The sequence below is a fragment of the Cohnella sp. WQ 127256 genome, from assembly GCF_024519285.1.
GTDB lineage: Bacteria > Bacillota > Bacilli > Paenibacillales > Paenibacillaceae > Cohnella.
In genome coordinates this window covers 1-14,326 of record NZ_JAMZCY010000006.1, presented here as the reverse complement: position 1 = coordinate 14,326, position 14,326 = coordinate 1, and the positions used below count along the sequence as shown (strand labels likewise).

The following is a 14,326-nucleotide window of genomic DNA, read 5'->3' as shown; positions in this document are numbered from 1 at the left end:
GCTGATAACCGTTGATATAACGGAAAAGTAACAACGTGGCGGCCCCGAGAGGACTTGAACCTCCGACCTGCGGTTTAGGAAACCGTCGCTCTATCCGCTGAGCTACGGAGCCATAGTAAAGAATATTATAACACAAACCTCACCCCGAGCAAAAAGAAATAATCGATAAATTCCCCCTCAACTCGAAGTTTAACACGATCATCCCCACGCCCTCTCTACCAAGAGAGGGTTTCTTTTTTTACATTCCGTTAATAGTAGCCGAACAAATCGTCTTTATACTGTTGAAATTAACAATAAGTAACCCCTAGGGTAGCCGCATAGACCACCCTATTCACCTGAGGAGGACATGAAATGCAAGCTCCAATACAGTCATGCTGCGAATGTTCGATTCCGTGAAGGATAAGATCCTCATGTTCATTATGCATGAGAGAATGTACTCCCGATCTAATCGTCCTTACACGGGTATTCAGCTGTTCGAAGTCTTGTATGAAGCTTTAGCGGATAATAAAGGTGCAGAAGCGATTAGAATCTTAAGACAAGTCGAATGGAATACGGATAACGGCTTAGTCCGGTTCTAATAAAAACTCCATACAAATAGCCGATCAGACTCCCATCACTGGGGAACTCTGATCGGCTATTTCAACTTAGCTAATTAACCTATTATTGCTGCTTCAGATGGCGTTGAAGGAATTTCTCCATAGCCCTGTAGAAATCGAGCTGATTTTCCATATTCGCAAATCCATGCCCTTCATTCTGCTTCAGCATATATGGAACATCAATGCCTCGTGTTCGGAGCGCCTCTACAATCTGATCGGACTCCGCTTGGTTAACACGTGGATCATTGGCTCCCTGAACGACGAACAGAGGGTCCTGTATTTGATCTGCGTGGAAGATCGGGGAGGTAGCTGTGAGCATCTCCTTGTCTTTCACTGGATCCCCTACGCGTTCGTAAAACATAGCTCTCATCGACTCCCAATAAGGCGGAATCGTATCCATAAACGTGAGCAGGTTCGATACTCCAACATAGTCGACTCCAGCCGCGTACAGCTCCGGTGTGAAGGTCAGACCCGCCAGTGTTGCATAACCACCATAGGAACCACCATAGATTCCTACACGCTTAGGATCAGCAATTCCTTCCTTAATGAGCCATTCTACACCGTCCGATAAGTCGTTCTGCATCGCCTTGCCCCACTCTTTGTTGCCTGCTTCTAGGAACGCCTTACCGTACCCTGTGGACCCACGGAAGTTAACTTGGAGAACCGCATATCCACGGTTTGCCAAGAATTGTACCTCTGGATTAAAGCCCCACGAATCTCGTGCCCATGGCCCTCCGTGTGGGTTTATTATCACCGGGAGATTCTTCGGATCAGCGCCCTTAGGCAACGTTAAGTAACCATGAAGGGTCAAGCCATCTCGGCTCTTATAGGAAACCGGCTTCATTTCTGCCAGTTGATCCTCCTTAAGCCACGGGGCGATTTCTGCTAACACTTGTAGCTCCCCGCTTTTACTGTTGTAGTTGTAATACGTTCCATAGCTCCGGTCGTTATTCGCGAAGAGCATGACCTGACCTGTCTTTTCATCTTCACCTAATACGGAAATATTATAGCCAGGCAATTTGCTCTCAAGCAGCCGATACTCCTTCTCCATGTCCTTATCGAGGAAATAGAGACCTTGCTTGTCCGTTTCATAGACAGCCGCAGCTACTGTTTTCTTCTCCGAATTCGGTAGGAAGCCCAGTACATCTGAATCTTCACGCTCGTATATCGTTTCAACGACCTTTTTCGATGCCAGATCGAAACGCACGAGTGCTGCCTTATCACGGCCAATATTCGATATCGCGTACAATTGCTTGTTGTCGGATGTAAACATGAGCGGAGAGAATGTCTCATCCATCTTCGTCGTTAGCAACGCCTCGAACGGCTTGTCATCCGCGGAACGATAGAGCAAACTCGATACGGTGCCATCACCCGCAATCGCAATTCGAATTTTCCCATCGTTGTCTGTCATCCAACCAGATATGTTCCCTGGATTTTCTGCAGCGAGGTCTAGCTTCCCGCTGTTCAGATTAAGCCGATACACATCGAACACCTGTGGATCTCTCTTATTGAGCCCCACTAGAATTTCATCTGAAACGTCTTCAAGAAGATCAATCGGCATTGCCCTTACCTTCGGATAAGGAGTAATATCCTTATTGTCCGTTCCATCTACATTTACGCTGTAGAGATGATAATTTTCGTCTCCACCACTATCGAGTAGATAAACGAGCTTGGAGTCGTTCGCCCAGCCAAAATTATAAATATCCCGATCCGTAGCATTCGTTACTTGTACCGCTTCCTTCTCCCCTACCTTCTTCACGAAAATATTCAGGCGATTGTTCGATGGTTTAACCGAAGCCAAATATTTCCCATCGGGGGAGGGCTGAAATCCGAATTCGGAAGGCTGGCGGAAAAAGTTTTCTAGTGGAATCGTCCCTTCACCCGCTACATCAAGGTTTAACGCTCGGTACAGCGCTTGAGCGAATTCCGCATGACTAACCGCCTTCTTCGGGTTGAACTGCATTCCTTCTACGATAAAATGCTGTCTCAACCGTTCAGCGTCGGTGCGATGAACCTTCGCAATCTTATCCGCATCCGAATAGGTATCTTGAATACCGTTGTCCTGGAATTGGAACACTCTCACGATAAGCGAAGCCATTTGCTCATGTGTCAGCGAAATGTTTGGGGCAAACTTTCCTCCACTGCCACTGACTACCCCTTTCTCCTTCAAAGCATTAACCGCTAACGTCTCGGGTAAGCCCTGCTTCAAATCAGTAAAGCTTAGTGCCCCTTCTACCGCTGGCAGCTCAAGCATCCTCTGGAGAATAATTGCGGCTTGTCCCCGGGTAATTGACGATGCTGGTTCATTCATTCCATCCACCGTACCGTCGACATACCCTAATTCCTTCAGCTTATCGATGTGTACGTTCTGGACAATCTGTGTCCCTGTCGCTACCACCGGCGCTGCTTGTGCAGCAGGTAGAAGCAATGTAAGTCCGAGCAGCGCCACTAACACCAACATAAGCGGTTTCTTCAATAGATTACTTGCCATACGATCTCTCCACCTAACCCTTCCTAATATGAACTATACAAAGCTTTACCTTACGATTACGGATAAGAATGAGTATAGGTTCCAATATTTAGGTAAACTTTAGGGTGAGTCCCTATCATTATTACAACAAATACCCCCCTGCCAAAGGCAGGGGGGTATTCACAAACGATTACTTACAGGCTATCTGCACCCATGTCGCCATACAAGCCACCCAGCTGCTCTTGCAGTTGGTCCATTGTAATCACGTCATCGCCTTTAGGTTCGCTGTTCTCAAACTTCACATCGCCGTTAATTCCTGTCATCTGAGTAACCACTTTAATACCCAGGCTTCCAGTCAATTCTTCGGATTCAATAGCAGCGCTAATCTTCGCATCTGTATAAACCGGATATTCCTTCTTATCTATACCGATATTGGAGGTAATATCGAGCGATTTAAGCTCTTTTTTCATTTCCGCTAATGCTTCCGTAATTTCCGTATCCTTCAATTCGGAAAGTGATTTCTTAGCTTCTTCCAAGTCTTCCTTCTTCAATTGAAGGAGGTCTTGATATTCTTGACTGTTCAACAGAAGATCAATAAGTTCAGGAGCAATCTTATCCACAATCGTGTTAACCAATGGCTCGATTTGAGTTTGGTCCATGTGGAACTGTACAACTTTCTTCACATCAACATCAGCTGGTAGACCCGCATCTTTAACTTTAATCTCTTTCAAATAGGACTCTTCCTCAACGTGCTTAAACAAAATTCCCATTACATCATTAGAAAACTTCTGAGACTTGCCTGGGTCTATGCTTGGAATCGTTTGACCGGATTCCTTAGCAAGCTCTTCAAGATCTAGCTCAATGAATTTACCAACCATATCTTCTGGAATAGGCAGCATTGGAATGTTAGGGATTTTAACCCAAACCTTCTTCTCCGTCATAAGCACTGGAATGTTGAAATTAATCGCAAGATCGCCCTTTAGAGCCAACTGTAGGTTAACTTCCATCATCATTGGGTCTGCACGATATCCACCTGTCCAGCTCAGCTCAGCACTTTTCAGAAGATTAACGACTGCTGCCGCTTCGCTAGCACTCATTTCATCATCGGGAAAGTTAAAATCTTCAAACTTCATGCTCCCGGAAAAGTTATACGATTTAATATCCGCTGATTTCGACATGGACGATTGTAGCGCATCTTTAGGTGACTTTTCTTTGGTACAACCGCTAAGCACGACCGAAACCGTCAACAAGATCGCCAAAATAACAAAACTCAATTTCCCCTTAAACAAAATGCAAAAACCCCTTCCGAATAATGTTACAATTGAAAATCAAACAAAGTCCATTGTATATCAATTTCGCACTCGCGAAAAGACTTTCCTTGTTAAATTTATGCTAAAAACCGTAAACGCTCGTCATTAATGTTAATGAATGTCTTTCTTCTTAAATCTTCCACCTTTTACATCGTGGATATTGCCTACTGCCAAGAAAGCCCCCGAATCGATTTCATTCACAATCGTCTTTAACTTCGCTTCTTCCAAACGAGTAATGACGCAGAAAATGACTTTCTTCTGATCACCTGAGTATCCGCCCTCTCCATGAAGCAGAGTAACACCACGGCCCAGACGTGCATTGATAGCTTCCCCGATATCCTTGTGAAAGTCGCTAATGATCCAGCAGGACTTCGATTCATCAAAACCTTCGATCGTCAGATCAATAACCTTAAATGCAATATAATAAGCAATCAAAGAGAACATCGCACGATCCCAGCTATACACAAAGCCCGCACTTCCGAGGATGAAGAGGTTAATAAACATGACCGTCTGTCCTACGGAAAAGGGTGATTTCCGGTTAATCAGAATCGCTACTATTTCTGTACCATCCAAGGAACCACCAGCACGGATAACGATACCTGTACCCGCTCCGAGAAAAATACCTCCGAATACTGCCGCTAGAAATATATCATCTGTAAAAGGTTCAACATGGTGAAGTAGGGTTGTTGTAATGGATAATACGATAATGCCGAGGAGAGTAGATAAAGCAAATGTCTTACCTATCGTTTTGTAGCCTAGGATGAGGAAAGGAAGGTTGAGGAAAAATAGGAATATACCGATGGGCACACCTGATAAATAATAAGACATAATGGAGATACCCGTAACTCCTCCATCAATAATGGAGTTATTCACTAGGAAGATTTCCAAGGATACAGCAACGAGAATGGCTCCTATAATAATAAAAATAACTCTTCTTGCAATTTCGAAGGGGGTTTGCTTGTGATGGCGGATCACGTTCGCGGTGCCTGGCGGTGCTAGTGTTTTCTTATCGGTCATAGACAAGTCCTCCTGTATTAAGTTTCTATCATTATACCAATGTATATACTGGGAGTAAACCGAGAGAAGCTTGTCCTGACAGTGTTTCAGCTGTAATTATCGATCAATTTTAGTAAAAATAAAAAAGCCCCGGCTCATCGCCAGGACTTAATTCACGTTAACCTTCTCCGTTATTGTGCCTCGTATGATTTCGATTCTTAACCTTTTTAGAGCCCGAAAGTGGCTCTACGGGTTGTTGATCCACCGTCGAATGCCGAGCGCTATGCTCCCCAGGCTGAGGTACAGACTGCGATTTAGGCTTACTCATTTCGTGTGTGAGCCCCCTTAAGATTTGAAATGCTTAAGATCTGTAGATTTATCGTGATTCAATGCATCCTGATGACGCCGATCATTTTTATCTTGCTGAATTTGCTGAGCTTGGTGTGAATTTACTGGAGTCTGAGCTAAATCCTCCACCACATTACTCAGATTTTTATCTGTAAAGCCATTAGAATCAGACAATTTCATACCCTCCTTCTATGAATGGGTATAATGATGTAAGGCTTGCGCGGTTTCATGCAGATGACGACGATAGTCCACAATCAATTCCTGAATCACATCGCTTCGTTCATCTACCGTTTGTCCATCTCTTTCCACGTCTGTGAGCTGAATATCGATTTCTCGACTATCCACATACTGAACTGCAAAATCAAATTCCATCATCTGCCGACCTGCAGCTTTAATATGGACATGAAGCTTGCGGGGATCAACCGCATCTGCCATTACCTCGGCTTTGTCACTGTCATTTAAGCGCTCCGGCAGTGTTTGCTGCCAGGCTTCTGCTAAGTCACCCTGCGGAACGTTTAGCTCATCATTGCTTGACATCATGGTCACCTCCACCCTCATTAGGTTGACCCATTGTCATTATCTTATGCGGGATTGATTCTATATCCCAAGCAAACAAAAAAACCGATTCCAGTTACAGAATCGGTTCGTAATGATAAAGTTATGGCGGAGAGGGTGGGATTCGCTCCGTCGCACTTAGCCGTATAAGCACGGCTACAGTAATGCGACTATCACGCCGGGGCCTAAGACCATGCCTTAGGGCATGTTCGCTTAACGGCCCGTTCTCATCCCATTCGCCATACGCAAAAAACCGATTCCTTTTCAGGAATCGGGCTCGTTTTTCGTGTATGGCGGAGAGGGTGGGATTCGAACCCACGTGAGCTTGCACTCTAACGGTTTTCAAGACCGCCCCGTTATGACCGCTTCGGTACCTCTCCACGACTGGCAGACGACTTACCCGTGAAGGCTCGACCGATACTGCCAAATTAGTATATCACAGTCGTTGGTGGAATATCAACCCCTGCGCGGAACAATAAATTCAAGACCGCCCATGTAAGGCTTCAACACTTCTGGCACTTTGACCGTTCCGTCCACTTGCTGGTAATTTTCGATAATAGCTGCAACCGTACGGCCGAGCGCTAAACCGGAACCATTAAGCGTATGCACGAACTCAGGCTTCGCTCCGTTCTCTGGACGGTAACGAATTCCTGCTCTACGAGCTTGGAAATCCTCAAAGTTAGTACAAGAAGAAATCTCACGATACGTTCCTGCGCTTGGAAGCCATACTTCTAGATCGTAGGTTTTCGCCGAAGCAAAGCCCATGTCACCTGTGCACAGTGCCAACACTCTGTAAGGTAATTCAAGCAACTGAAGCACTTTCTCAGCATGACCTGTTAATTCCTCTAATACCTCGTAGGATTTGTCAGGGGCGACTAACTGAACCAGCTCTACCTTATTGAACTGATGCTGACGAATTAATCCACGGGTATCACGTCCGGATGCGCCTGCCTCAGAACGGAAACATGCACTGAACGCGACGAAAGCTTTAGGAAGCGCGTCTACTGACAATATTTCATCACGATGGAAGTTTGTCACTGGGACTTCAGCAGTCGGAATGAGGAAATAATCCGTTCCTTCAATCTTGAACAAATCCTCTTCAAATTTCGGAAGCTGAGATGTGCCAATAAGGCTATCCCGATTAACGATATAAGGAGGGAGAATCTCTTCATAGCCATGCTGATCCGAGTGAAGATCCATCATGAAATTGATTAGAGCCCGTTCTAGACGTGCGCCTAAACCTTTGTAGAAAACAAACCGCGACCCCGTAACTTTAGCAGCTGCTTCGAAATCCAGGATGCTGAGATCATTCCCTAGCTCCCAGTGAGGCTTCGGATCGTATTCGAATGTCGTGGGTACACCCACGGTACGTACAACGACATTGTCCTCCTCCGAGGCTCCTACAGGCACACTCTCATGCGGCACATTAGGAATCGCTAACTGCAGCGCATCCATCTCTGCTTCAATCTCGCGCACTTCTTCGTCCAATAGCTTGATTCGGTCATTAACGTTACGCATTTCAGCTATGAGATCATCGGCATTCTCACCGTTTTTTTTCAGCTTCGCTACGTCTTGAGATACAACATTACGACGATTCTTCAGCTGTTCGCTTTCGGTAAGCTTCTCACGACGACTAATGTCTAGCTGAGGAAAAGCTGCGATCAAATCTAATGAAGCATTTCGATTAGTTAACGCCTGCGCAACGGTATCAAACTCATTGCGAAGTAGTTTAACGTCTAACATGATTTATCCCCTTTCCTGGGCCATACGAATAAATAACTCATGCAATCTATAGTCATCCGTCAACTCGGGGTGGTAGGAACAGGCTAACAAGTTTCCTTGGCGAGCTGTGACAATTTCCCCTTGATATACCGATAGAACCTCTACCTGCTCACCCACTTCTTTAATAAGGGGTGCACGAATGAATACAGCTTTGAGTGGCGTATCGATACCCTGAACGTCCAAGTCCGTCTCGAAGCTCTCCCGCTGACGTCCAAAAGCATTACGTGCCACTGTCATATCCATTAAGCGTAGATGGGGCTCTTCTGAGCCTTCTAGGCGCTCTGCTAATACGATTAAACCGGCACATGTTCCGAATACAGGCTTTCCTTGTTCTGCATATTCCCGGATCGCATCAATAAAACCATATTTACGCATCAGCTTGCCTATGGTCGTACTTTCGCCACCCGGAATGATTAAGCCGTCAACTTCAGCTAATTGCTCGATCCGTTTAACAGCTACCCCATGTCCGCCGGCAAGCTCGATGCTACGGATATGCTCAGCAACTGCTCCTTGCAATGCCAATACTCCGATGTTCATATGTGTTCCTTCTTCCCCACACTAGTTATAAATATCTCAAGCGGCCCCCTGCGGCATAAGAGTATGCCGAATGGAAGCCGCTCGATGGAAGTGATTTTTAGATTCCGCGATCTTGCATCCGTTCAGAAGCAGGCATCTTGGAAATATCGATCCCTTTCATCGCCTCACCCAGATCTTTAGATACACGAGCAATCAAAGCATAATCCTCATAATGAGTCGTTGCTTCAACGATAGCGCGAGCGAACTTCTCAGGGTTATCGGATTTGAAAATACCGGATCCAACGAATACACCATCAGCGCCCAAGTGCATCATTAATGCAGCATCCGAAGGAGTCGCAACTCCACCAGCTGCGAAGTTAACGACTGGCAAACGACCGGTATTATGAATGTTCAGAAGCAAGTCATAATTTACACCAAGAACCTTAGCTTCATGGAACAGTTCGTCCTTGGAAAGGTTTTGAATTCTACGAACTTGGCCCGTAATGATCCGCATGTGACGAACCGCTTCAACGATGTTTCCTGTCCCTGGCTCACCTTTCGTACGAAGCATGGAAGCTCCTTCTTGAATACGGCGCAGCGCTTCTCCAAGATCTTTAGCTCCACATACAAACGGAATCGTAAACAAGGATTTGTCGATATGGTACACTTCATCCGCTGGAGTAAGGACTTCACTTTCATCGATATAATCGACGCCAAGCGATTCCAATACTTTCGCTTCCACGTAATGTCCGATCCGTGCTTTGGCCATTACAGGTATGCTTACAACCTTCATAACATCTTCAACGAGCTGAGGAGTCGCCATACGTGCTACTCCACCTGCTGCACGAATATCAGAAGGGACTCTCTCCAATGCCATAACTGCTGTAGCGCCCGCAGCTTCTGCTATTTTAGCTTGCTCGGCACTCATGACGTCCATGATGACGCCACCTTTTTGCATTTCAGCCATACCGCGTTTAACTCTCGAAGTTCCAGTTTCCATTAGTCAAGCCTCCCGAATATTCTAAACATAAATTTTACATGAAGATTCTGTAATAGACAACTATTTAAGTCGGAATTTAGAAAAGATCTACGATCCCATTAAACAGTCCGGAGAAAAAGTTCCCAATCGCACGGAACATGAGTCTCCACCAGCTAGCTTTGTTCACTTCCTCAGAAGCAATCAGATCAATTATGACCGTCTTATCTTCTTGGGTGGATGGATCTTTGTATTTATAAGTGACCGTTCCCACTTTAGCACCTAGTTCAATCGGTGCGACTAGCGGGTCAGGAGTGCTTATGACTTCTTGGACAGTCGCTTCTACAGTTTGCCCTTTCGGCATCAATACAGTAAGATCCGAAGCCGTTACGACTGGTAGCTTAGTGGATTTACCTTTCTTAACCTTCAAGGTTTCATGCTCAGGAACAACCGATTTTGCATCAACAATCGTCTTTTTCTCAAAATTATTGAATCCATAATCGAATAACTTCGCTGTTTCCAAGAATCGTTTACCGTCGTTTACTCCACCAGGAACCCCCATGACCACTGCAATTAGCCGCGTGCCATTTCGTAATGCTGTCCCAGTAAAGCAATTACCTGCTTTGCTCGTGTGTCCTGTTTTCAATCCATCTACGCCCGTATAGGCAAACTTACGGAAACTAGGAACATCTTTATTGCTTTCCAGCATCCAGTTCACGTTAATAATAGGCGCTTTATCTTTCTCGCGGAACTTGTAAGAAGGAATCTTAGCTATTTCTAGAAATTCCGGTTCTTCTTTCAAAATATGATAAGCGAGAATAGCCGAATCTTTAGCAGACATAACCGTTTCCCCCTCGATAGAGGTAGGACGGTATTTTTCTGGCATATCCGCGCGATCAAGCCCAGTTGAGTTAATAAAATGTGCAGTTGTCATGCCAAGCTCAACTGCGGTTTCATTCATCAGATTTGCAAATGCTTCCTCTGATCCAGCAACCGTAATTGCCAATTGAGCTGTCGCGTCGTTAGCCGAACCTACAGCCATCGCCTTATACAATTCTCTGATCGTATGTTCATCGCCCTCAGCAAGAAAAATCCGACTGCCGATTTGTTTGGCGGCGTTCTCCGTTACTTTAACTTTATCATCCCATGACAGCTTACCTTGCTTAACTGCTCTTGATACTAAATATTCAGTCATCATTTTCGACATACTCGCTGGTGGTGCAGGTGTATCTGCATTCAATTGATACAGAATTTGTCCACTCTCGGCATCCATCAAGATGGCAGATTGCGCATTCAATTGGGGAGCTCCTGGAACGGCTTCCTCTGCTGAAGCAAAGGAGGATAGTACAAACATACATAAGAAATTAATGAGAACGATAACGGCGACTAAACGCTTCGCCAGGGATAATTTAGGCAATAACAATAGATGATGGCGATTCAACACATTCTCCCCTTTTCCGATAAAATACTTCCGTCCTATTGTAACATACGACTATGCAAAGGAAAAAGCCGAGGTCAGATATTTCCTGTCCCTCGGCTCCTCTATACGATCTATCCAAGCAGGATATTTACATCGAGTAATTCGGTGCTTCTTTCGTGATTTGCACATCATGAGGATGGCTCTCACGTAAGCCAGCTCCCGTAATACGAATGAATTGCGTATCGTTCTTCAATTGCTCGATAGATTCCGTTCCGCAATACCCCATACCCGAGCGCAGTCCACCAAGTAATTGATGAATGGTGTCCTTAAGAGGACCTTTGTAAGCAACCCGACCTTCGATACCTTCCGGAACGAGCTTGCTCTCGTCCTCCTGGAAATAGCGGTCCTTGCTGCCTTCCTTCATTGCCCCAATCGAGCCCATACCCCGATAGGACTTGTAGCGACGACCTTGATAAATTTCCGATTCGCCCGGACTTTCTTCTGTTCCTGCGAATAGGCTACCTAACATCACGCAGCTTGCACCAGCCGCTATGGCCTTTGCAACTTCACCAGAATACTTGATTCCGCCATCTGCGATGATTGGAATATTGTATTCACGTGCAACAGTAGCACAATCATAGATTGCTGTGATTTGAGGTACCCCAATACCAGCAATAATACGAGTTGTACATATCGATCCTGGTCCGATACCCACCTTAACAACAGATGCGCCAGCTTCGATCAGATCGCGCGTCGCTTCCCCTGTTGCCACGTTACCTGCAACAATTGTTAGCTCAGGGTATTTGTCCCGTAGCTTGCGAACCATCGTTACGATGTCAATATGGTGTCCGTGTGCTGAATCTACGACTAAAACATCAATGCTTGAATTCACCAATGCTTCCGCCCGCTCAAAAGTATCTTTGGAAACACCTACAGCTGCACCGACTAGGAGACGGCCGTGGCTGTCCTTAGCTGCATTAGGGAACTGAATGGCTTTCTCGATATCCTTAATCGTAATAAGTCCCTTAAGTGTATTCGTATCATCTACAAGAGGGAGTTTCTCGATCTTATGTTTCTGCAGAATACCTTCTGCTTGCTGTAATGTCGTTCCTACAGGAGCTGTAACTAGATCTTCATGTGTCATTACATCAGAAATTTTTATGGAATAATCATGCACGAAGCGGAGATCACGATTCGTCAAAATACCGACCAGCTTACCTTCCGGATTTACGATAGGTACACCTGAAATTCGATATTTTCCCATGAGCTCTTCAGCATCATATACGTGATGATCCGGCGTTAAGGAGAACGGATTCGTAATGACTCCACTTTCAGAACGCTTAACACGATCCACTTCCTCAGCTTGCTGAGCAATAGACATGTTCTTGTGAATAATGCCAATGCCGCCCTCACGAGCAATTGCGATCGCCAATGCTGATTCCGTGACCGTATCCATTCCCGCACTGATTAACGGTATATTGAGCTTCACCGAAGGACTAAGCACTGTTGAAATATCTACGTCCCGTGGAAGAATGGAAGATTTACGGGGAACAAGTAGTACGTCGTCAAAAGTTAATCCTTCTTTGGCGAATTTATTTTGCCACACAGCTAATACCCCCTCTGCCGGTTACTTCACCAGCTATTGTCTCCGATTGATTATCGTCAATCTTAGCAGAGGCATCATAGGCTGTCAAGCACATTCCAAACCGCTGGAAACCGCATGAAATAAGCGTTTTCATAATCCACATGTATCCAAATCAGGGTGCTATATTCGGATATCGATTCGCTGAGTTCCAGATCATATAAGAATTAAAACCAGCTTTTCGTGCAGCTCTTATTTGTTCATTAATTTGTGCTTGTCCGTATTTCTGATGAGGATGTATCCAGCCCGCAGTAAATCCCTGTATCCAAGGTCTCACTTTCGCTGTGGCAATCCCTTGCTCATTCAGCTTCCGATTATGCTTTACTGTATCCTCTAAAGCACGTTTAATAATCGGACCCGGACTTAAATCTGGGTTATCCACTCCCCACATTCCTTTAGAATAGTGCGAAGGATAGATCATTGGTGAGATGACATCTACCTCTTTGACTATAGCATCCCACTTCTGCCCAATTCCCATATCATCATTAGAGGAACCCGTCATACCGAATACGTCCGCAGACACCTTTGTGCCATATTTGTGTAATTTTATATTTGCCCGATGTAGAAATCTTCGAATGGCTTCCGACTTCGTCCAGCCTTCGCTGTTAGCGAATTTCACTTCTCGGTTTACCTTTGAAGCATTTTCTGGAAAACGAACATAATCGAACTGGACTTCATCAAAACCGATTAATGCTGCATTCTCAGCTAGCGCGAGTGGATGCGCCCAAGCTTCTTGGCGATAAGGATCTATCCAAGCGGTTCCACTTCGATCTTTCCATATTTTTCCGTCCTTGCGTTTGATAGCCCAAGCTGGCATTGCATTCGTCGCTGCTGGATTTTTGAACGTGACAATTCGTCCAATTAAATAAATATCCTGTTGCTTCAGTTTATTGATCACTTCTAGGAAATGTTGAGCAGATCGTTTGTTCGATAACGTAAGCTGCGAATAATCGGCCATGTTTCCCGTTTGCACCGGTTCAAATAGGGTTATTCCGCTGTTAACATCCAATACCATTGCATTCAGCTCTGTTTCCTTCACTAGATCAATCAGTCCCGTCATTCGTCCGCTATTCGCGACATGAGAGGTTACATATATAGCGCGCACAGGTCTTGTAGAGGTCACAAGTGAGACTGGACGTTCATCTAAGGAAGTATTTTGTACGTCAGATTTAGTGTTTACCAGCTTATCTTGGCTATTTTGATGGCTAATCTCTTGTACTGAATTCTCATTTTTTCTTTGCGGCTGGGATTGCGGACCAGATTGTCGTGAAGCGCATCCAAGCAACAAATACTCCAAAACAAGGAATAGTACAATGAATCTCGCCAGCTTATTTCTCACCCACAGCACCACCTGATTTTGCATAGTAACGGTAGTGTATGCATCGAGTGTAATTGTCTAGCGCTTAAGATTGTGGAATTTCAGAGCAATTTTACTTGAAGAGGATATTATTAGGTAGCTGTGAAAACAAAAAAACGAAGCCATTCTCAAAAGAGAACACTCCGTTTATGTACAAATAGGGCTTGCGCCTTGAAAACTGGATGCGAAGTAAAGCTATATAAAAGAAGTGGTGTGTCAAATGTCTTGCAGTGTCAATTCGCTTAGGATAAGCCCTCGACCTATTAGTACTCGTCAGCTCCACACATTGCTGCGCTTCCACCCCGAGCCTATCAACCTCGTGTTCTTCAAGGGGTCTTACGAATTGGGAAATCTCATC

General features: G+C 45.1%; 13 protein-coding genes, 2 tRNA genes and 1 rRNA gene. 1 reads left to right on the top strand and 15 read right to left on the bottom strand.

Annotated elements, in window-relative coordinates; all coding sequences use genetic code 11:
* Nucleotides 1-36: 36 nt before the first annotated feature.
* Nucleotides 37-112: transfer RNA gene (locus M1K58_RS18525), tRNA-Arg, on the bottom strand.
* A 298-nt stretch (nucleotides 113-410) separates the two neighbouring features.
* Here M1K58_RS18525 and M1K58_RS18520 point away from each other — a divergent pair.
* Nucleotides 411-578: a hypothetical protein gene (locus M1K58_RS18520; RefSeq protein WP_256760362.1), complete on the top strand. Its 168-nt coding sequence runs from the start codon at nucleotides 411-413 to the stop codon at nucleotides 576-578.
* Between the two features lie 82 nt (nucleotides 579-660).
* Here M1K58_RS18520 and M1K58_RS18515 read toward each other — a convergent pair whose 3' ends face one another.
* From M1K58_RS18515 to M1K58_RS18450, 14 genes are all read right to left on the bottom strand, one after another.
* Complete coding sequence (locus M1K58_RS18515) at nucleotides 661-3,087, bottom strand: S9 family peptidase (RefSeq protein ID WP_256760361.1); 2,427 nt, start codon at nucleotides 3,085-3,087, stop codon at nucleotides 661-663.
* Between the two features lie 173 nt (nucleotides 3,088-3,260).
* Nucleotides 3,261-4,355, bottom strand: a complete 1,095-nt coding sequence (locus M1K58_RS18510) for a hypothetical protein (RefSeq protein WP_256760360.1) — start codon at nucleotides 4,353-4,355, stop codon at nucleotides 3,261-3,263.
* A 132-nt stretch (nucleotides 4,356-4,487) separates the two neighbouring features.
* Nucleotides 4,488-5,393 (bottom strand): YitT family protein, encoded by a 906-nt coding sequence (locus M1K58_RS18505; protein ID WP_256760359.1) that lies wholly within the window; start codon nucleotides 5,391-5,393, stop codon nucleotides 4,488-4,490.
* Between the two features lie 157 nt (nucleotides 5,394-5,550).
* Entirely contained in the window at nucleotides 5,551-5,700 is a 150-nt protein-coding gene (locus tag M1K58_RS18500; RefSeq protein WP_256760358.1) for a small acid-soluble spore protein P, read from the bottom strand.
* A gap of 17 nt (nucleotides 5,701-5,717) precedes the next feature.
* Nucleotides 5,718-5,894 (bottom strand): hypothetical protein, encoded by a 177-nt coding sequence (locus M1K58_RS18495; RefSeq protein ID WP_372339184.1) that lies wholly within the window; start codon nucleotides 5,892-5,894, stop codon nucleotides 5,718-5,720.
* 15 nt (nucleotides 5,895-5,909) lie between these two features.
* Complete coding sequence (locus tag M1K58_RS18490; protein WP_256760670.1) at nucleotides 5,910-6,257, bottom strand: hypothetical protein; 348 nt, start codon at nucleotides 6,255-6,257, stop codon at nucleotides 5,910-5,912.
* Nucleotides 6,258-6,566: 309 nt separating this feature from the next.
* A tRNA-Ser gene (locus M1K58_RS18485) sits at nucleotides 6,567-6,655 on the bottom strand.
* 76 nt (nucleotides 6,656-6,731) lie between these two features.
* A complete protein-coding gene (gene serS, locus M1K58_RS18480) occupies nucleotides 6,732-8,018 on the bottom strand; it encodes a serine--tRNA ligase (RefSeq protein ID WP_256760356.1) in 1,287 nt (428 codons plus the stop codon).
* Nucleotides 8,019-8,021: 3 nt separating this feature from the next.
* Nucleotides 8,022-8,594, bottom strand: coding sequence for a pyridoxal 5'-phosphate synthase glutaminase subunit PdxT (gene pdxT, locus M1K58_RS18475; RefSeq protein ID WP_256760355.1), 573 nt, complete (start codon nucleotides 8,592-8,594; stop codon nucleotides 8,022-8,024).
* A gap of 97 nt (nucleotides 8,595-8,691) precedes the next feature.
* Nucleotides 8,692-9,573, bottom strand: coding sequence for a pyridoxal 5'-phosphate synthase lyase subunit PdxS (gene pdxS, locus M1K58_RS18470; RefSeq protein WP_256760354.1), 882 nt, complete (start codon nucleotides 9,571-9,573; stop codon nucleotides 8,692-8,694).
* 76 nt (nucleotides 9,574-9,649) lie between these two features.
* On the bottom strand, nucleotides 9,650-10,990 hold the full coding sequence (locus M1K58_RS18465; RefSeq protein WP_256760353.1) for a D-alanyl-D-alanine carboxypeptidase family protein: 1,341 nt from the start codon (nucleotides 10,988-10,990) through the stop codon (nucleotides 9,650-9,652).
* Nucleotides 10,991-11,117: 127 nt separating this feature from the next.
* The gene (gene guaB / locus M1K58_RS18460; protein WP_256760352.1) at nucleotides 11,118-12,575 is read right to left on the bottom strand and encodes an IMP dehydrogenase; all 1,458 of its coding nucleotides are present in this window, start codon (nucleotides 12,573-12,575) and stop codon (nucleotides 11,118-11,120) included.
* Between the two features lie 151 nt (nucleotides 12,576-12,726).
* Nucleotides 12,727-13,950, bottom strand: coding sequence for a putative glycoside hydrolase (locus M1K58_RS18455; RefSeq protein WP_256760351.1), 1,224 nt, complete (start codon nucleotides 13,948-13,950; stop codon nucleotides 12,727-12,729).
* A gap of 261 nt (nucleotides 13,951-14,211) precedes the next feature.
* Nucleotides 14,212-14,326, bottom strand: a 23S ribosomal RNA gene (locus M1K58_RS18450); the annotation flags it as partial.